This window comes from Nocardioides sp. (assembly GCF_047606145.1).
Lineage (GTDB): Bacteria > Actinomycetota > Actinomycetes > Propionibacteriales > Nocardioidaceae > Nocardioides.
Window position 1 is genome coordinate 1 of record NZ_JASGET010000008.1, and the last position, 16,843, is coordinate 16,843.

21 protein-coding genes are annotated in these 16,843 nt (G+C 71.7%); 13 read left to right on the forward strand and 8 right to left on the reverse strand.

Going from position 1 to position 16,843, the window contains the following annotated elements; translation table 11 throughout:
• Positions 1–831: S-adenosylmethionine:tRNA ribosyltransferase-isomerase (locus QM638_RS00480; RefSeq protein WP_415139963.1), on the reverse strand; the 831-nt coding region annotated here is incomplete at its 3' end.
• Positions 831–1,547, reverse strand: coding sequence for an SDR family oxidoreductase (locus QM638_RS00485; RefSeq protein ID WP_415139964.1), 717 nt, complete (start codon positions 1,545–1,547; stop codon positions 831–833). The genes QM638_RS00480 and QM638_RS00485, both read right to left, overlap by 1 nt.
• 71 nt (positions 1,548–1,618) lie before the next feature.
• On the opposite strand from QM638_RS00485, the gene soxR reads away from it, so the two are divergent.
• Complete coding sequence (gene soxR / locus QM638_RS00490) at positions 1,619–2,110, forward strand: redox-sensitive transcriptional activator SoxR (RefSeq protein ID WP_415139965.1); 492 nt, start codon at positions 1,619–1,621, stop codon at positions 2,108–2,110.
• Here the strand turns inward: soxR and QM638_RS00495 are convergent.
• Complete coding sequence (locus tag QM638_RS00495; RefSeq protein ID WP_415139966.1) at positions 2,097–2,828, reverse strand: peptidylprolyl isomerase; 732 nt, start codon at positions 2,826–2,828, stop codon at positions 2,097–2,099. The genes soxR and QM638_RS00495 overlap by 14 nt on opposite strands.
• Positions 2,829–2,912: 84 nt before the next feature.
• On the opposite strand from QM638_RS00495, the gene QM638_RS00500 reads away from it, so the two are divergent.
• From QM638_RS00500 to QM638_RS00515, 4 genes are all read left to right on the forward strand, one after another.
• Positions 2,913–3,788 (forward strand): LLM class F420-dependent oxidoreductase, encoded by an 876-nt coding sequence (locus tag QM638_RS00500; RefSeq protein ID WP_415139967.1) that lies wholly within the window; start codon positions 2,913–2,915, stop codon positions 3,786–3,788.
• A gap of 70 nt (positions 3,789–3,858) precedes the next feature.
• Positions 3,859–4,107 carry a DUF2630 family protein gene (locus QM638_RS00505; protein ID WP_415139968.1) on the forward strand — a complete coding sequence of 83 codons (249 nt, stop codon included), beginning with the start codon at positions 3,859–3,861 and terminating at the stop codon, positions 4,105–4,107.
• An 8-nt stretch (positions 4,108–4,115) separates the two neighbouring features.
• On the forward strand, positions 4,116–4,697 hold the full coding sequence (locus tag QM638_RS00510) for an ABC transporter ATP-binding protein (protein ID WP_415139969.1): 582 nt from the start codon (positions 4,116–4,118) through the stop codon (positions 4,695–4,697).
• Positions 4,698–4,702: 5 nt separating this feature from the next.
• Positions 4,703–4,891: a hypothetical protein gene (locus tag QM638_RS00515; RefSeq protein ID WP_415139970.1), complete on the forward strand. Its 189-nt coding sequence runs from the start codon at positions 4,703–4,705 to the stop codon at positions 4,889–4,891.
• Positions 4,892–4,913: 22 nt separating this feature from the next.
• Here QM638_RS00515 and QM638_RS00520 read toward each other — a convergent pair whose 3' ends face one another.
• Positions 4,914–5,888 (reverse strand): ABC transporter ATP-binding protein, encoded by a 975-nt coding sequence (locus tag QM638_RS00520; protein WP_415139971.1) that lies wholly within the window; start codon positions 5,886–5,888, stop codon positions 4,914–4,916.
• Between QM638_RS00520 and QM638_RS00525 the strand changes: the two genes are divergently transcribed.
• The 4 genes from QM638_RS00525 to QM638_RS00540 are packed head-to-tail and all read left to right on the forward strand — an operon-like array spanning position 5,887 to position 9,674.
• Entirely contained in the window at positions 5,887–6,579 is a 693-nt protein-coding gene (locus QM638_RS00525; protein WP_415139972.1) for an ABC transporter permease, read from the forward strand. The two genes, QM638_RS00520 and QM638_RS00525, sit on opposite strands and share 2 nt — an antisense overlap.
• Entirely contained in the window at positions 6,576–7,274 is a 699-nt protein-coding gene (locus tag QM638_RS00530; protein ID WP_415139973.1) for an ABC transporter permease, read from the forward strand. The genes QM638_RS00525 and QM638_RS00530 overlap by 4 nt, the downstream gene beginning before the upstream one ends.
• 16 nt (positions 7,275–7,290) lie before the next feature.
• Positions 7,291–8,268 (forward strand): ABC transporter substrate-binding protein, encoded by a 978-nt coding sequence (locus QM638_RS00535; protein ID WP_415139974.1) that lies wholly within the window; start codon positions 7,291–7,293, stop codon positions 8,266–8,268.
• Positions 8,265–9,674: a dihydrolipoyl dehydrogenase family protein gene (locus tag QM638_RS00540; protein WP_415139975.1), complete on the forward strand. Its 1,410-nt coding sequence runs from the start codon at positions 8,265–8,267 to the stop codon at positions 9,672–9,674. The genes QM638_RS00535 and QM638_RS00540 overlap by 4 nt, the downstream gene beginning before the upstream one ends.
• Here the strand turns inward: QM638_RS00540 and QM638_RS00545 are convergent.
• On the reverse strand, positions 9,646–12,684 hold the full coding sequence (locus tag QM638_RS00545; RefSeq protein ID WP_415139976.1) for a glycosyl hydrolase: 3,039 nt from the start codon (positions 12,682–12,684) through the stop codon (positions 9,646–9,648). The two genes, QM638_RS00540 and QM638_RS00545, sit on opposite strands and share 29 nt — an antisense overlap.
• A 107-nt stretch (positions 12,685–12,791) precedes the next feature.
• Here QM638_RS00545 and QM638_RS00550 point away from each other — a divergent pair, with 107 nt between their 5' ends.
• Entirely contained in the window at positions 12,792–13,424 is a 633-nt protein-coding gene (locus tag QM638_RS00550) for an HD domain-containing protein (RefSeq protein WP_415139977.1), read from the forward strand.
• 37 nt (positions 13,425–13,461) lie between these two features.
• On the opposite strand, the gene mftR is transcribed toward QM638_RS00550, so the two are convergent.
• Positions 13,462–14,064, reverse strand: coding sequence for a mycofactocin system transcriptional regulator (gene mftR, locus QM638_RS00555; protein WP_415139978.1), 603 nt, complete (start codon positions 14,062–14,064; stop codon positions 13,462–13,464).
• Between the two features lie 142 nt (positions 14,065–14,206).
• On the opposite strand from mftR, the gene QM638_RS00560 reads away from it, so the two are divergent.
• Positions 14,207–15,037 carry a mycofactocin-coupled SDR family oxidoreductase gene (locus tag QM638_RS00560; RefSeq protein WP_415139979.1) on the forward strand — a complete coding sequence of 277 codons (831 nt, stop codon included), beginning with the start codon at positions 14,207–14,209 and terminating at the stop codon, positions 15,035–15,037.
• 28 nt (positions 15,038–15,065) lie between these two features.
• Here QM638_RS00560 and QM638_RS00565 read toward each other — a convergent pair whose 3' ends face one another.
• Positions 15,066–15,431: a cupin domain-containing protein gene (locus tag QM638_RS00565; protein ID WP_415139980.1), complete on the reverse strand. Its 366-nt coding sequence runs from the start codon at positions 15,429–15,431 to the stop codon at positions 15,066–15,068.
• 85 nt (positions 15,432–15,516) lie between these two features.
• Between QM638_RS00565 and QM638_RS00570 the strand changes: the two genes are divergently transcribed.
• Complete coding sequence (locus tag QM638_RS00570; protein ID WP_415139981.1) at positions 15,517–15,957, forward strand: NUDIX domain-containing protein; 441 nt, start codon at positions 15,517–15,519, stop codon at positions 15,955–15,957.
• Positions 15,958–15,990: 33 nt separating this feature from the next.
• Here the strand turns inward: QM638_RS00570 and QM638_RS00575 are convergent, their stop codons facing one another.
• Positions 15,991–16,392: a nitroreductase family deazaflavin-dependent oxidoreductase gene (locus QM638_RS00575; protein ID WP_415139982.1), complete on the reverse strand. Its 402-nt coding sequence runs from the start codon at positions 16,390–16,392 to the stop codon at positions 15,991–15,993.
• A 57-nt stretch (positions 16,393–16,449) separates the two neighbouring features.
• On the opposite strand from QM638_RS00575, the gene QM638_RS00580 reads away from it, so the two are divergent.
• Complete coding sequence (locus QM638_RS00580) at positions 16,450–16,809, forward strand: gamma-glutamylcyclotransferase family protein (RefSeq protein ID WP_415139983.1); 360 nt, start codon at positions 16,450–16,452, stop codon at positions 16,807–16,809.
• Positions 16,810–16,843: the final 34 nt, after the last annotated feature.

Consider the following 16,843-nt stretch of genomic DNA (forward strand, 5'->3'; position numbering starts at 1 on the left):
CCGGCGGACGACCGCCGACTCGACCGCACGGGCGGCGGTGGTGCCGACCGCGATCACGCGGCCACCGGCGATCGCGGTCTCCCGGATCACCCGGGCGGTGCTCGCCGACACCTCGAACCACTCCGCGCCGGGCGCCTCGCCGGCCTCCTGGGAGGAGACGCCGGTGTGCAGGGTGATCGGCGCGAGCGAGATCCCGCCGGCCACCAGCCGGGTGACGAGCTCGGCGGTGAACGGCCGCGACGCCGAGGGCGACTCGGCGCTGCCCGGCCGGATCCCGAAGACGGACTGATAGGCGGACAGCGGATAGCGCCGGTCCAGGTAGCCGTAGGCGATCGGTCGGGCGTGGGCGCGCAGCTCGGCCTCGACCGGCCCCTCGGCGCGGGCCCGCCAGAGCCGATTGCCTCGACCCGTCGGGGAGGAGGACCGGCCGGGGTAGGGGGCGACCAGCGTGAGCCGCGCCGGTCCGAGGGTGACCTGGTCACCCGGATCGGCATCGAGCACCGACCGCGACGCGTTCGGGCTGCTCCGCAGCTCGATCACCCAGGAGTCCCGGTCGAGGCGCTGCGCCAGATGGGCGATCACCCGGCCGCGCCCCACCAGGTTCGCGTCGAGCTGCCGTGGCTCGACCGCGGAGTTGTTGACCACCAGCAGGTCGCCGGGCTGGAGCTGGTCGGGAAGGTCGCGGAAGCGCTGATGTCGGAGGCCGTCCCCGGTCGCCACCAGCAGTCGGATCTCGTCGCGGGCCAGGCCGCGCCATTCCGCGGGCGCCGGCGCCGTCGTCGTACCCGGGTCGGGGAAGGTGGTCGTCGGACGCTCCTGCAGCAGGCTCATCACGCCACCACGCTCGGGTCGTCGACCCGCCGGGCGGCGAGGTCCGCCGCGCGGTACCGTCCCGACGGCAGCGCGCCGGAGAACAGTCGCATCAGCGCCGGGACGACGCTGGCCGGCTCGGGACGATCGGAGATGTCCTCGCCGGGGAAGGCGTGCTGGTGCATCTCGGTGCGCATGTCGCCCGGGTCGACGGCGTACGCGGTCAGGCCGGTCTCCGCACCGAGGGTGAGGATGACCTGGTCGAGCGCTGCCTTGCTGGCGGCATAGAGGCCCCAGGTGGGGTAGTGCTCGACCGCGGCATCGCTGGAGATGCCGACGAGCCGCCCGCCGCTGGCCAGCAGGTGGGGGAGCAGTCGCCGGGTGAGCAGCAGCGGGGCGAGCGCGTTGGTCCGCCAGACCGGCTCGGCGAGCTCGGCCGAGACCTCGGCGAGCGGAAGCATCGGTCCGAGGGCACTGGCGTTGTGCACCAGCAGGTCGAGTCGGCCGGCGGTGGCCACGGCGGCTGCCAGCCGGTCGCGATGCGCCGGGTCGCCGACGTCGCCGGGGACCGGCAGGACGTCGGGGCTCAGTGCCGTGGTGGCCTCGGCGAGGCGTCGGGCGTCGCGGGCGTCGGTGATGACCTGCCAGCCGGCGTCGCCCAGTGCGTGGACCAGGGCCAGGCCGAGACCGGCCGAGCCTCCGGTGATCAGTGCGGTGGGTGGGATGTCTCTGTTCATGACGCCAGTCTTCAAGCTAAAGTGAACTTGAGATCAAGGGATCCGGCGAGAAATCCTCGGAGGTGAGCCGAGTGCCCAAGGACACCCACGACCTGCTCAGCATGGGCGAGGTCACCAGACGCAGCGGGTTCGCCGCGTCGGCGATCCGGTTCTACGAGGCCGAGGGCCTGATCGCCGCGCACCGATCGGGCGGGGGACACCGCACCTTCGAGCGCAGCGTGCTGCGCCGGCTCGCCTTCATCCGCGCCGCCACCAACATCGGCCTCACCCTGGAGGAGGTGCGCGCCGAACTGGCCTGTCTGCCGGCCGAACGTACGCCGACCAGGGCCGACTGGCAGCGCATCTCCCGGCACTGGCGCCGCCGCCTGGACGATCAGATCAGGGCGCTGGAGAAGCTGCGCGACGGCCTCGACTCCTGCATCGGGTGTGGTTGTCTGTCGCTGCAGCGATGCGCGTTCTCCAACCCCGACGACGTCCTGGCGAAGGACGGTTCTGGGGCCGCCTACCTACCGGTGGCCCTGCGCCGCGAGCACCCGGCCAGGCGCGGGGTCAGCCGATCGTGACGCCGGTGATCTCGACCGTCTTCTTTGGGGTGCCGTCGGCCTCACCGGTGGTGGTGCCGGCCTTCGCCGCCTTCGCGATCGCCTTGACGCTCCGCGCGGTGAGCTGGCCGAAGATCGTGTACTTGGCGTTGGCACCGTCGAGGTAGCTGGAGTCGGCGTAGACCAGGAAGAACTGCGACCCGTTGGTGTCGGTGCCGGCGTTCGCCATCGCCACCACCCCCTTGCCGTAGTGCTCGTCGCCGTTCAACTCATCGGCGAAGGAGTAGCCCGGTCCACCGGTGGTGGTCCCGGTCGGATCGCCGCACTGCAGCACCGAGATGCCGGACTCGGCGGTGGTCAGCCGCGGACACGAGGTGTCGTCGTAGAAGCCCTGCGTGGCCAGCGAGGCGAACGAGTTGACCGTGCACGGGGCGGAGTCGGCGTCCAGGTTCATCGTCAGGTCGCCGATCGAGGTCTCCAGCGTCGCCTTGACGGTTCCGGAGTAGGCCGCGGTGGTCGGCGGGGTGTCGACCTTCCGGGCGGCGGTCCCGCTGCTCGGGTAGGAGCACGAGACGGCACCCGCGCCGGTCGTCGTACCGGCCGAGGACGTGGCCACTGATGAGGTGGCTGCCGAGGAGGTGGAGCCCGGGTCCGACGCCTCGTCGGAGGAGGAGCCGCAGGCGGCCAGGGTTGCGAGCAGGGTCACCGCGGCGAGGACCGGGAGCAGGCGCGAGAGCATGGAGGCGATCGTAGAGCCCGACCCTGGGCCCCTCGCCTCGGGCTCTCACACTCGGCCTCCCACCGCGGGGCTAACGTCGCACCCATGGACCTCGGCGTGCACTACTTCACCTTCACCCACCCCGAGTGGGAGACCACCCTGACCGACCGGCTCACCGCCACCGCCCGGATCGCGGACGAGGGTGGCGTCAGCCTGTTCACCGTGATGGACCACTGGTTCCAGATGCTCCACTCCGGTGGCCCGTTCGAGCCGATGCTCGAGGGCTACACGACCCTGGGCTACCTGGCCGGCGTGACCGAGCGGGTGCGGCTCAGCCTGCTGGTCACCGGTGTCACCTACCGGTATCCGGGTCTGCTCGCCAAGACCGTCACCACCCTCGACCAGCTCTCCGGCGGCCGCGCGCTGCTCGGCATCGGGGCGGCCTGGTACGACCGGGAGCACGCCGGTCTCGGCGTACCGTTCCCGCCGACCGCGGAGCGGTTCGAGCGGCTGGAGGAGGCCCTCCAGATCGCGCGACAGATGTGGTCCGACGACGACGGCGCGTACGACGGCACGCACTACCAGCTCGCCGAGACCATCTGCCTGCCCAGGCCGGTGCGCGGCACCGTCCCGATCCTGATCGGCGGTGGTGGCGAGCGGAAGACGCTGCGGCTGGTGGCGCAGTACGCCCAGGCCTGCAACCTGTTCGGCGCCCCGGGCGAGGAGGGCCGCGAGACCATCCGGCACAAGCTCGACGTGCTGCGCGGCCACTGCGAGCGGCTGGGCACCGACTACGACGCGATCGAGAAGACCATGCTCTACCGCGGCCCGACCGAGGATGCCGACGCGTTCCTGCGCGAGATGGCGGCCTACGCCGCCCTGGGCATCTCGCTGGTGAGCCTGACCCCGCCGCAGTACGCCGACCCGGTGCCGTGGGCTGAACAGGTCACCGCGCTGGTGCCGCGGCTCGGCTCGATCTGAGCGATCTGAGCGACCTGGTCGACCGGGATCGTCCGCCCACCTCGCCCGGGTGAGTGGCACAGTTGATCCCATGACCGAGGATCTCGACATTCGCCAGCGGATCACCAGCCTCGCCGACGAGGAGCACACGCTGCGCCAGCAGCTCTCCGACCACCGGATCGGGGTGAGCGAGGAGCACGAGCGCCTGCGCGCCGTGGAGACCGAGCTCGACCAGTGCTGGGACCTGCTGCGTCAGCGCGACGCGCGCCGCAACGCCGGCGAGGACCCGGCGGATGCCGAGGTGCGCCCGGCGAGCGTCGTCGAGAACTACCGGAACTGAGTGGCCGGGTGGACCAGAGCGCACTCGAGCTGCACGACGTCGTCTTCATCCGCGACGATCGGCGACTGCTCGACGACATCACCTTCGTGGTGCGCCGCGGCGAGCACTGGGCGCTGATCGGCCCCAACGGCGCCGGCAAGAGCACGCTGCTCAACATCTGCGGTGCCGTGACGTTCCCCAGCCGGGGGAGCGCCTCGATCCTGGGCGCCCGGATGGGTCGCATCGACCTGCGGGAGCTGCGGCGCTCGATCGGGTTCGTCAACCCGCGGCATCCGCTGCGCTCCAATCTGAGCGCCGAGGAGATCGTGCTCACCGGCGAGACCGGATCCATCGAGCTGGTGCCGCGCTGGCAGCCGACCGAGGCGGTCCTGGACCGCGCCCGGCTGCTGCTCAAGACGATGGGGATCGACGACGAGCCGCACTGGCACACCATGTCGCAGGGGGAGCGCGGCCGGGCCCTGATCGCCCGGGCCCTGATGACCGATCCGCCGCTGCTGCTCCTCGACGAGCCCTCCACCGGCCTGGACGTGGCCGCGCGCGAGCAGATGATCCGGACCATCGCCGACCTGCCCGTCTCCACCCCGGCCTGACCAGCGTGATGGTGACCCACCACTTCGAGGAGCTGCCACCCTCGACCACCCATGCCGCGCTGCTGCGCCGGGGCCGGTTGGTGGCGGCCGGGCCGGTCGATGCGGTGCTGACCTCCGAGCGCGTCACGGAGTGCTTCGACCACCCGATCGAGGTGGTGCGCCGACGGGGACGCTGGAGCGCGGTCGCCGGCTGAGCCGGCTCGGGTCCGTCCCCGATCAGCCGGCGGCCCGAAGCGCGGCGTGCACCCCCGCCGGGGTGAGCACGCCGAGGAACCTCGGCCCGTCGGTCACCCCGATCATCGGCCGGTCGTCGGCCAGCATCAGCGCCAGCGCCTCCTCCAGGCTGGCCCCGATCGGCACCGTCGCCGCCAGCCCGCTGGCCGCGACGCCGTCCAGCGGCTCGAGCGCGGTCTCGGTGATGGGCGTGACGCTGAGTCGGCGCAGCGAGGAGTCCGCGCCGACGAACGAGGCCACGAACTCGTCGGCCGGATGCGCCAGCACCTCGGCCGGCGTGCCCCAGTGGGCGAGTCGTCCGCCGGGCGCCATCACCGCCACCCGGTCGCCGAGCCGCACCGCCTCGTCGAGGTCATGGGTGACCAGCACGACGGTGGTGCCCAGCTCCCGCTGCAGCCGGGCGAACTCGTCCTGCAGCCGGCGTCGCTCCAGCGGGTCGACCGCACCGAACGGCTCGTCCATCAGCAGCACCGGCGGGTCCGCGGCGAGCGCTCGGGCCACTCCCACCCGCTGCTGTTGACCACCGCTGAGCTGGTGCGGATAGCGAGCGGCGTACGTCGCCGGTGGCAGCCCGACCAGCTCGAGCAGCTCCTCGGCCCGGGCCCGGGCCTGCGCCCGCGGCGTGCCGAGCAGGGACGGCACCGTCATCACGTTGGCCAGGATCCGCTGGTGGGGGAAGAGGCCGACCTGCTGGATGACGTAGCCGATGCCGCGACGCAGCTCGACCGGGTCGGTGACGGCGACGTCCCGGCCGGCGACGCTGATCCGGCCGGCGGTGGGCTCGATCAGCCGGTTGATCATCCGCAGCGTGGTCGACTTCCCGCAGCCGGACGGACCGACCAGCGCGGCGATCTGCCCGCGCTCCACGGCCAGGGTGAGGTCGTGGACCGCACTGGTCTGATCGGCGTACGTCTTCGACACGCCGTCCATCACGATCATCGGCCCGGTAACGTCCATGCCTGTGACCCTACTGGCCATCTCGCCCGGGCCGAGCTGCTACAGCCGGCTGGTCAACGACTGGGTCTGCCCTGCCTACTGGCGTGACCGGGGTGCGGAGATCCGGGAGGCGACGGTGCAGCACCTGGAGATCACCGTGCTCGCCCTGCTGCTCGGGCTGGTGGTGGCGGTGCCGCTGGCGTTGGTCGCGCGGCGGCTCGGCTGGCTGCGCACCGGTGTGCTCGGGCTGACCACCGCGCTCTACACCATCCCGAGCCTGGCCCTGTTGCCGCTGCTGGTGCCGTTCACCGGACTGACCATGACCACCGTCGTGATCGGACTGGCGGCGTACGCCCTGACGATTCTGGTCCGGGCGGTGGTGGACGGCCTCGACTCGGTCCCCGCCGAGGTGCGCGATGCCGCCGTCGGGCTCGGCTACGGCCCGGCCCGACGGCTGCTGCGCATCGAGCTGCCGCTCGCCTCACCGGTGATCCTCGCCGGGCTGCGGGTGGCGGCGGTCTCCACCGTCGCGCTGACCACCATCGGATCGCTGGTCTCCTACGGCGGACTGGGCAACCTGATCGCCGACGGGGTGCGCACCGACTTCCGCGCCGAACTGCTCACCGCGGCCGTGCTGTGCGTCGTGCTCGCCCTGCTGCTCGACCTGATCCTGGTCGGCTGCGGCCGGATGCTGACCCGGTGGCGCCGATGAGACTCTTCGGCGACACCTGGAGCTATCTGACCACCGGCGCCAGCTGGCACGGCGAGCTCGGCCTGGCGCCACTGCTGGCCCAGCAGCTGCTGCTCACCCTCACCGCGCTGCTGATCGCACTGGTGGTCGGCCTGCCGGTCGCCCTCTGGCTCGGGCATCTGGGTCGCGGTGGCTGGCTGGCGATCAACCTGTCCGCCATCGGCCGGGCGATCCCGGTCTTCGCGCTGTTGGCGCTGCTGGTCACCGCGTCGTGGCCCGGCGTGCGCTCGGCCGGGCCGTACGGACGTGCCGGCCTGGCCACGCTGATCGCGCTCGCGCTGTTCGCGCTGCCGCCGATCATCACCAACGCCTACGTCGCCGTCCGCGAGGTCCCCGAGGCGGTCAGGGACGCCGCCCGGGGGATGGGCATGACCGCGGCCCAGCGGTTCTGGCGCGCCGAGCTCCCGTTGGCGCTTCCGCTGGTCTTCTCCGGCATCCGGCTGGCCATGGTCCAGGTGTGGGCCACCGCCACCATCGCCGCCCTGGTGGCGGGGCCGGGACTGGGTCGGGTGATCACCGACGGCTTCGCGCGGAACAAGTACGGCGAGGGACTGGCCGGGGCGGTGGTCGTGGCGGTGGTCGCGGTGATCCTGGAGGTCGGCTGCGCCGCGCTGGTCAGAATGTCGGTCCTGGCCCCTAGGGTGGAGACCACCTAATCCTCGGAGGTTCGCCATGTTCGCTCGACGTCATGTTCGCCGGCTGTCCGCAGCGCTGTTCTCGGTCGGTGTGCTCGTGCTCGCCACCGGCTGTGGCGCCGGCGACGACCTGTCCGGCTCGTCGGACTCCTCGTCCTCGGTGGCCTCGGACTCCGGTGGCACCGAGGCGAAGGGCGCGGTGACGATCGCCAGCCAGAACTTCCCCGAAGCGGCGCTGGTCGCGCAGATGTATGAGGATCTGCTCTCGCACGCCGGCTACGACCCGACGGTGAAGCTGGTCGACACCCGCGACGCCTACCTGGGCATCTTCCCGGGCCAGGTCGACGTGGTGCCGGAATACGTCGGCGGGCTGGTCAACGCGCTCAGTGCCAAGGCCGGCGGCGACAACGCCAAGGAGTACACCGCCGGTGACGGGGCGACCCTGGCCAAGCAGGGCGCGGGGTTGCTCAAGAAGGCCGGCATCACCCTGCTGGACCAGTCCACCGCCACCGACACCAACGCCTTCTTCGTCACCAAGAAGTACGCCGAGGCGAACGACGTCTCCACCCTCTCCGACCTCAAGGGCACCAAGGTCGTCCTGGCCGCCGCCGCCGACTGCGAGGGCCGACTGGACTGCGAGGGCGGGCTGAGCTCGAAGTACGGCATCGACGTGACCAAGGTGCTCCCGCTGGGCTACGCCAGCGACCAGACCTACAAGTCGGTGCTCGACGGCGAGTCCCAGCTCGGTGAGACCAGCACGACCGACGGCACCCTCGACTCCCAGGGCCTGGTCGTGCTCACCGACGACAAGCAGATCCAGCCGGCGCAGAACCTGGTGCCCGCCGTGGGCACCGACTTCCTCAGCGCGCACCCGGACGTGGCGGATGTGCTCAACCCGCTGATGTCGGCGCTGACCACCGAGAAGCTGACCGAGCTCAACGGGAAGATCTCCGTCGACCGGGAGAAGACCACCGACGTGGCCGAGGAGTTCCTCACCTCCGCGGGCCTGCTGTGAGCACTCCCGAGGAGGTCGATCTGGTCGTCGTCGGCGCCGGGCCGGGCGGGGAGTCGCTCGCGCTGGCCGCCGCCTCGGCGGGCCTGCGGACCTTCGTGGTGGACAAGCACCTGGTGGGTGGGGAGTGCCCCTACTACGCCTGTATCCCGACCAAGATGATGCTGCGCGCCGCCGAGACCCTCACCGAGGCCGGCCGGGCGAACGAGCTGGCCGGCGAGGTCACCGTCCGACCGGACTGGGCGCGGGTCGCGCACCGACTGGACACCGAGGCGACCGATGGCTGGTCGGACGAGGCGGCGGTCGACCGGCTGGTCGCCGCCGGCGCCGAGGTGATGCACGGGATCGGCCGGATCTCGGGGCCGGGCCAGGTGAGCGTGACACCTGCGGACGGCGGTGCGCCGCGGGTGGTCCGGGCCAGCCGGGGCGTCGTACTCAATCCGGGGACGCGGCCGGCCGTGCCGGACCTGCCCGGTCTGGCCGAGGCCGGCTATCTGACCAACCGGGAGGCGGTGCGGCTCACCGCGCTGCCGGGCTCGCTGGTGGTGCTCGGCGGCGGACCGGTCGCGGTGGAGCTCGCCCAGGCGTTCGCCCGGTTCGGGGTGGCGGTGACCATCGCCCAGCGCGGCGAGCGGCTGCTGCCGCGCGACGAGCCCGAGGCCTCCGGGGTGGTGACCGAAGCGCTTCGCGACGACGGGGTCACGGTGATGACGAATGCGGCGGCACGCTCGGTGACCGGCGGTGACGAGGTCACCGTCACCTTCGAGGACGGCCGCGAGGCGAGCGCCGCCGCGATCCTGGTGGCGACCGGACGCCGGCCTAATCTGGAGGATCTCGGTCTCGACGTGCTCGGTCTCGATCCTGCCGGGCTCGAGGTCGACGACCAGCTCCGCGTGATGGGCGCCTCCGCGCTCTGGCTGATCGGTGACGCGGCCGGTCGAGGCGCGTTCACCCACGTGTCGACCTACCAGGCGAACATCGTGCGGCGCCAGCTCCTGGACGAGGACCGGCGCCGCGCCGACTATCGAGCGCTGCCGCACGTCACCTTCACCGAGCCCGAGGTGGCGGGTGTCGGACTCACCGAGCAGGCCGCGCGAGCGGCGGGCCTGGCGGTCGCGACGGGCCAGGCCGACCTCGGCTCTCGAGGCTTCACCCACGGCCCCGGCGCAAACGGCCTGGTCAAGCTCGTCGCGGACGCCGACCGCGGCGTCCTGGTCGGTGCCACGGCGGTCGGTCCCTACGCCGGCGAGGTCCTCTCGATGCTCACCTTGGCGGTCCATGCCGAGATCCCGCTCGAGACGATGTCGACGATGATCTATGCCTACCCGACGTTCCATCGGGCGGTGGCCACGGCGCTGGCGCAGCTGCCCGCGGATCTCCTCACACGTGGGCCTCGCGGTACGGCGTGATCTTCACCGGCCCGAGTAGGCCGTAGGACTGGCGTGCCGAGGAGCCGAACACCTCCGGGCTGGTGGTGCGCAACCGGTTCCACAGCGTGGTGGAGGTCTCGATCCGGAGCGTGTTCTCTCCGGGACGAAGCGCCCGGCCGAGGTCGATCCGACTCACCAGCGGGCTCACCGGAGCGACCTCGGTGCCGTTCAGGGTGACCTTGACGGTGTCGAAGACGGTGCCGAGGTCCAGGTAGGCACCCGCACCGGTCCAGTCGGCGGGCAGGGTGAGCGTCGTGGTGTAGCGCCCGATCCCGGACACGTCCTCGAGCCCGTCGATCTCGGTCCACGCCGCGAGTGTGTCGAGCGTCCGGGTGGAGGTCGACACGGCCGTCTCCCAGATCTCGTCGCCGGGCCGCCAGTCCTCCACCTCCAGCGTCCACGTGCCGATCTGCGGCGCGGCGGGCGGGGCGGCAACCGTGGTGGAGACGGTCCGGCCCGAGTCGAGCGTGCTCGTCACCGTGCCGCCGGTCAGTGAGCGCACCACCAGCCGGGTGCCGTCGTAGCGGACCAGGTCCGCCTCAGTCGCGGTCACCGACCGGGCCGGCCGGCGCCGCCCGGTCAGCACGCCGGGTGCGGCCAGGGCGATGACGGTGCTCTCGCCGGGGTTCAGCGTGACCCGCACGGTGAACCGCGCTCCGTCGCGGGTGAACTGCGCGATCGGCTCGATGGCTCCGGTCCAGGTGTCGAGCCGGTAGGGGAGTGCGTCTGCGTTGCTCGCGGTCAGGGTCACGTCCTGGGACACCTGGACGAGCGTGCGGTTCTCGGCGTGCCGAGCGTTGGCGAGGTAGAACAGGTCGGCCCGCTCGACGACCCGGTGGAGGTGCATCAGGGTCGAGCTGTCATGGGTGACGGTGCGCTCGATGCCGAGGGCGGCGAGGCCGTCGGGGATCTTGGTGTAGTCGGACACGACGGCGACCTTCGACCGGCCGAGGAGCTCGGCGATGATCCTGCGAATGGCCGCGTTCTCCGCCTCGTCGGCGTTGCCGGTGCCGTGCGCCTGCGACCAGTCGCCGACCACGACGATCGGCAGCCCGTGCTCGGCCATCGCCAGGATCCGCCGGGCGGAGGCGAGCGGGATGGCCGTCTCCTCACTGGCGAAGGGGTCGCCGGCCAGGATGAGCGCCTTGTAGGCGGGCCCATCGGGGTAGAGACGGCCCCGCCGGACCATCGGCGGCACGAGGTCCATCACCGCGTCGGTGAGGAAGGCGTGCGTCCAGCCGATCGGGATCCCGTCGTTCGTGAAGTAGCGGGCGCCGATGCCGGTGCCGGCCGCGCCACGCTGCCGGAAGATGGTGACGTCGGTCTGCGGGACGCCGGATTGGAGGACCAGCTGAGTCCGCCCGAGATGATCGGCGATCGGGGCGACGTGTCGCCAGCTGGGCATTCGCGGACCCCAGGCCTCGCCGTACCCGGGAGCGCCGTGGTAGGGCGAGAACGCGGCGAAGCCGGGCCACGCCGCGCCGGGGACATCCCGGTACGGATAGCCGTGGAAGACGCTCTGGCTCACGCCCTGGCTCACGCCACCGGCCATGAAGCTGCCCACCGTCACCAGCGCCTTCTGCCAGGTGGTGTTGTAGGCGCCACCGGCGTAGCAGGCCGCCTCACAGGAGAGGACCGACCTGCCGGCGATGTCGCGGCCCGAGGCGAGGATGCGGTAGTCGTCGAGGTTCTTGAAGCCGAGCGACTCGCCCTCCGGGACGTCGAGGATGGCCGCGGCCGCGACCGAGTCCAGGGTGATGCCGTAGGCCTGCAGCCGCAGTCCCATCCCCAGCCGTCGGGCCCATCGGGTCACCGGAGTCAGGTGGCGTTCGACGTAGAGCCGGCCGAGCGCCTCGCTGACGTCGAAGCGGACCTGTCCACTCAAGGTGGCGTCGAGGACGTAGGCGTACTTCTCGCTGACCTGCACGATCGCGGACAGGTACGGCGTCAGGTCGTAGCCGTAGCGGTGCCGGAACTCGTCCAGGAAGCCCGGGGTCCACAGCGTCGCGTCGTACTCCAGCTCGATGGAGTCGCAGAAGACGTTGCCGCCGACCTGCCTGAGCAGGCGTGTGATCGTCGGGGTGAGCACTGCCTCGTCCCAGTAGTCGAAGACCGCCTGGGCGCCTGCGGCGGAGAAGTGGTCGACGACATAGGCGAGCGGGCTCGTGTGTGGCCCGGACTCGGGTTGTTGGGCGGTGCCGCGCTCCCAGTAGGAGAGGACGATCCACTCGCCACCATCATCGGGGGCGGTCCAGGTCAGGGTGCCGTCGCTGACCTGGTCGGTGACGTCGGTGACCGAGGTCGGGTCGAGCTGGACCGGCGGCTTCGCCGGACGCTCGAGCACCTTGGCGACCTGGACCGCGATGAGCTTCCGTGCGCTGACGCCGTCGGCCGCCGCCACCACCGGGTCCGGCAGCGGGCCGTCGAAGGTGGTGCCGGACGGCACGCTCGCCTCGCCGTGCGCGAGCTCGTGCGCGGCGGCGACCGAGTCCGGGGTGATCGTCGGCACCGCCGCCGGCCAGGCCGGCCCGATCGTCATGTCGACCCGCAGGTCGCGGGCTTTCGCCCGGGTGAGCGCGGCCTCGACGCCCGCCCGCCAGGCCGCGGTTCCCCAGCCGTGACCCACGGGGTCGAGGGCGGTCTCGACGCTGTGATGAACGTCGGAGATCTCCAGCAGGCCGAAGCCGGCGTCGGCGACCGCATCGACCTCGCGCGCGATCTCGGCCGGGTCGACCAGTCCGTGCGGCCACCACCACCGGAATCCCGCGCGGACCCGAGCCGGCGGGTCGGCGAACTGGCCGGCCACCTGGGCAGCACCGAGACCCGGTGTCGCCGGCGTGGACGCTGCGGCCGCACCGAGGCCTGTCGCCCCCACGGCACCGGCGGCACCCAGGATCGCGCCGATCTGGAGCACCGTACGGCGACTCATCGAGGTGTCCAGTGGGACGGTCTCGGGCGTGGGGCAGGAGGCGGACACGGTTCCTCGCATCTATGAAACGATTCATACACGGACGGCTCACCACGCTAGGGAGGTGACCGCGGTCACGTCAACGTCCGGATCCGGCCAGTGCTGCCGGGCGTGAGAGGCTCATCGGCGTGCAGGAACGCCTGATCGACCGCAACCCGCTCCCGCCGGGCATCGGCGCCCGGCTGGCCTCGCAGCTCGCCTTCGTCGCCGAGGTGGACCGGCTCAAGTCGGTCCTTCGGGCGTCGCTGCTCGCCGCCGAGGAGCGCCGGGAGAACGACGCGGAGCACTCCTGGCACCTCGCGTTGATGGTGATCGTGCTCGCCGAGTACGCCGAGGAGCCGATCGACGTCGGCCGCACGATCCAGCTGGTCGTCATCCACGACCTGATCGAGATCTATGCCGGCGACAGTCCCGTCTACGATCCGGCGGCGGTCCGGACGCAGGCCGTCCGGGAGGCGGCCGCCGCCGACCGGCTCTTCACCCAACTCCCCGAGGATCAGGCAGCCCAGCTGCGGGCGATGTGGGAGGAGTACGAGGCCGGCACCACCCCCGAGGCACGCTTCGGCAGGGCGCTGGACCGGGTGGAGCCGATGCTGCTCAACTGGCTCAACGAGGGCGGCACCTGGGGCATGCCGGGCGCGAACCTCGGCACCGTGCGTGCCCGTGCCGCCGGCATCGAACCCGGCTCGAGCCGCCTGCACGCGGCCGTGTCCGCCCTCATCGCCGAGAGCACGGCCCGTGGATGGATCAGGCCGGAGTGATGAGCGATCCGGCGGCGGGCTCGCCCACGGTCCGGGCTCAGCCGCCGAAGGTCGTCCCGACCTGCCGGATCGCCCGGTCGAGGACGTCGAGCAGGTCGGCGTCCTCGTGGCGCAGCCACTCCTCGTAGGCGGCCAGCGAGGTCGCCAGCAACGTCCAGGCGACGACCTGCGCCTCGAGGTCGTCCTCGTCGAGGTGGCATCGGCGGGCGACGTACTCGGCGATCACCTGCCGCCAGGACTCATAGCGCAGCGCCGAGTGTGCGACGAGGCTCGGGACCCGCAACAGCAGCTCCATCCGCTGCCGCAAGGGCAGCAGCTCCTCGGGCGGATAGGTGTTGAACGCGATCACCGCGTCGCGTAGCGCGTCCACCAGTGGCACCTCGTCGGAGGTCTGGGAGAGTCGCTGGCGCATCTGGGCGACCAGGGCGTCGAAGTCACCCCAGGGGAGGTCGTTCTTGGAGGCGAAGTAGCGGAAGAAGGTACGCCGTCCGATGCCGGCGGCGTCCGCGATCTCGTCCACGGTGGTCTCGTCGAAACCGTGCTCGAAGAACAGCTGCAGGCCGACTCGGGACAGGTGGGCGGCCGACGTGGCACGGCGTCCGTCTCCGGTGGTCACGGTGGTGTCGGTGGCGACGCTCATCCGCTCATTGTGCCTCGCCGGGAGTCCGGTGGCGCTCATCGGCCCGACGGCTCGCCTTGATGTGGCACGCAGTGCCACATAGCCTGGGGGCAGCAGTGAGGTGTCCCACACGAGACAGTCCCACACGAGACAGGGGAGTGGCATGTCAGGTCGGCTCGAGGGTCAGGTCGCGTTCATCACCGGCGCGGCACGCGGACAGGGAAGGAGCCACGCGCTCACGTTGGCGCGCGAGGGCGCCGACATCATCGCCGTCGACGCCTGCCGGGACATCGAGACCGTGCCGTACCCCGGCGCCACGCCCGCGGAGCTCGCCGAGACCGTCCGTCAGGTCGAGGCGCTCGACCGGCGCATCATCGCCGGCGAGGTCGACATCCGGGACTCGGCGGCGTTGACGCGGACGGTCGACGACGGCGTGGCGGAGCTGGGCCGGCTCGACATCGTGCTCGCCAACGCCGGGATCTCGGTGCCGGCGCCGACGCTGGAGATGGACGACGAGACCTGGGACACGATGATCGAGGTGAACCTCTCCGGCCAGTTCCGCACGATCCGGGCGGCGGTCCCGCACATCGTCGCGGGCGGGCGCGGTGGCTCGGTGGTGATCACCTCCTCGCTGGCCGCGCTGAAGGCCAACGCCAACACCGCGCACTACTCGGCGGCCAAGGCCGGACTGATCGGACTGATGAAGGTGCTCGCGGTCGAGCTGGCGCCACACAGCATCCGGGTGAACACGATCCACCCGACCACGGTCAACACCGAGATGGTGCTCAACGAGCCGACCTACCGGCTCTTCCGTCCCGACCTGGAGAACCCGACCCGGGCCGACTACGAGGTGGCCGCGCGCCAGCTCAACAAGCTGCCCACGGCCGGCCTGGACGCCCAGGACATCTCCGACGCCGTGCTCTACCTGGTCGCCGACTCCGGTCGGTTCGTCACGGGTACGACGCACGTGGTGGACGCCGGCGGTCAGCTCTGAGCCATCGGTCCCTCGATCCGGCGGACCCTCACCCGGCTCGAGTGCCTTCGGCGGGCCCGAAGACCACCAGCACGGTGAGGTCCTCGGCGATGTCGATGAAGCGATGCTCCTCGCCTGCGGGGACGAAGGCCACCACTCCCGGCCGGATCTCGGCGGTCGCCGTCGGCGTCCACAGCCGGGCATGGCCGGCGATGCAGAGGTAGAGCTCGTCCTCGCTGTGCGGCCGCTGCGGATCGGTGCCGCCGGCCGGCAGCGAGTAGGTGCCGAGGCTGAGGTCCGGCACGCGCAGGTGCTCGCGGTAGCTGGCCTGGGTGGCGGGGGAGGGCGCACCGGCATCGGCGACGATATGCACCCGCGCACCGTAGGCGCCGGCCGGCTTCGCGCGCCAGCCCACCCGCGCCAGTCCGGTCAGCGTCGGTGGTCGGCGCGTCGCGGCGGATGATCGGGATCGGTGGATCTGGACTGGCACAATCGGGGCGATGGTGAGATTCGCGTGCGTCGTACTCGTCAATGCCGACGGCTGGCTGCTGATGCAGGAGCGCGACGAGCACGCCACGATCGCGCCGGACCGATGGGGGCTGCCGGGCGGCCACGTCGAGCCCGGTGAGGAGTTCCTCGCGGCGGCGATCCGTGAGCTGAAGGAGGAGACCGCGCTGCGGCTCCCACCCGAGGCGCTCACCCTGGTGGGGGAGTACGACGTCTTCCACGTCGAGACCGGCTCGCACGACCGGATGGCGATGTACGTCGCCGAGGCCGACCTGAGCGACGCGGATGTGGAGTGTCACGAGGGCAGACGGATCGTCTTCGTGGACCCCACCCTGGTGCCCGGGTTACCGCTCACCGATTCGGCTCGGCAGACGTTGGTGCCCTTCCTCGCCTCGGACCGGTTCCCGCGTAGCCGGTCCGCGGAGCGCTCCTGACGGCCGGTGTCGCCGTCGGGCGCAGGCCGAGCGCTACGACGTGGTCGGGCGCGCGATGCGGAGGAAGTCCCGCATCGGCATCCGGGAGACGACCTGACGCTTGACCGAGTTGCACGCCGCGGCCGCCTGGTCGCGGTCGACGAAGCTCACCTCGGTGACCGGGATCTTGTCGCCCTTCCACACGATCGTGCCGCCGGCCGCCTGGAGGTTGCGCACCCAGTCGGTGGTGCGGCCCCAGGGCAGGCCGACGTAGATCGCCTCGTCGTCGGCGACGACGATCGCCACCGGCGTGCGATAGGCGGTCCCGGACTTGCGACCGCGATGCTCGATCGTCGCCCACATCGGCATCCACCGGGTGCCCGATGCCCGCAGCGCGACCTTGTTGAAGCCGCGGGCGGCCCGCGGCGGCGTACGACGTGCCGAGTTCTCTGCCATCGCTCCACCGTCCTCCCCATCACCCCCGGGGTCAATGCCGCACCGTAGGTTTGACCCATGACGCACCGGGTCTTCTCCTACGGCACGCTCCGCCAGCCCGAGGTCCAGGCCGCGGTGTTCGGCCGCGCGGTGCCGACCACCGACGACGCGCTGCCGGGGTTCGGCCTCGGCTGGGTGCGGATCACCGATCCTGCGGTGGTCGCCACCAGCGGCTCGGATCGGCATCCGATCCTGCGGCGGGGAAGCGCCGACGGGGTCGTGACCGGTGCCTACCTCGAGCTCGACGATGCGGAGCTGGCCGCCGCGGACGACTACGAGGTCGACGACTACACCCGGATCGAGGTGCGGCTCGCCTCCGGCGTCACCGCGTGGGTCTACGTTGCGGCGGAGGAGGTGGATCGCGCCGTACGTCCTTAGCCGGGTGGCCGTCGGCGCGGTCCATCAGGTCCGG

Excerpts from the sequence above, each read along its gene's own strand:
- QM638_RS00530 (WP_415139973.1), top strand. The coding sequence starts at position 6,576 with ATGAGACTCTTCGGCGACACCTGGAGCTATCTGACCACCGGCGCCAGC.
- QM638_RS00580 (WP_415139983.1), top strand. The coding sequence starts at position 16,450 with ATGACGCACCGGGTCTTCTCCTACGGCACGCTCCGCCAGCCCGAGGTC.
- QM638_RS00560 (WP_415139979.1), top strand. The coding sequence starts at position 14,207 with ATGTCAGGTCGGCTCGAGGGTCAGGTCGCGTTCATCACCGGCGCGGCA.
- QM638_RS00525 (WP_415139972.1), top strand. The coding sequence starts at position 5,887 with ATGCCTGTGACCCTACTGGCCATCTCGCCCGGGCCGAGCTGCTACAGC.
- QM638_RS00570 (WP_415139981.1), top strand. The coding sequence starts at position 15,517 with ATGGTGAGATTCGCGTGCGTCGTACTCGTCAATGCCGACGGCTGGCTG.
- QM638_RS00535 (WP_415139974.1), top strand. The coding sequence starts at position 7,291 with ATGTTCGCTCGACGTCATGTTCGCCGGCTGTCCGCAGCGCTGTTCTCG.
- QM638_RS00520 (WP_415139971.1), bottom strand. The coding sequence starts at position 5,888 with ATGGACGTTACCGGGCCGATGATCGTGATGGACGGCGTGTCGAAGACG.
- QM638_RS00505 (WP_415139968.1), top strand. The coding sequence starts at position 3,859 with ATGACCGAGGATCTCGACATTCGCCAGCGGATCACCAGCCTCGCCGAC.
- QM638_RS00495 (WP_415139966.1), bottom strand. The coding sequence starts at position 2,828 with ATGCTCTCGCGCCTGCTCCCGGTCCTCGCCGCGGTGACCCTGCTCGCA.
- QM638_RS00485 (WP_415139964.1), bottom strand. The coding sequence starts at position 1,547 with ATGAACAGAGACATCCCACCCACCGCACTGATCACCGGAGGCTCGGCC.
- mftR (WP_415139978.1), bottom strand. The coding sequence starts at position 14,064 with ATGAGCGTCGCCACCGACACCACCGTGACCACCGGAGACGGACGCCGT.
- QM638_RS00500 (WP_415139967.1), top strand. The coding sequence starts at position 2,913 with ATGGACCTCGGCGTGCACTACTTCACCTTCACCCACCCCGAGTGGGAG.
- QM638_RS00545 (WP_415139976.1), bottom strand. The coding sequence starts at position 12,684 with ATGCGAGGAACCGTGTCCGCCTCCTGCCCCACGCCCGAGACCGTCCCA.
- QM638_RS00575 (WP_415139982.1), bottom strand. The coding sequence starts at position 16,392 with ATGGCAGAGAACTCGGCACGTCGTACGCCGCCGCGGGCCGCCCGCGGC.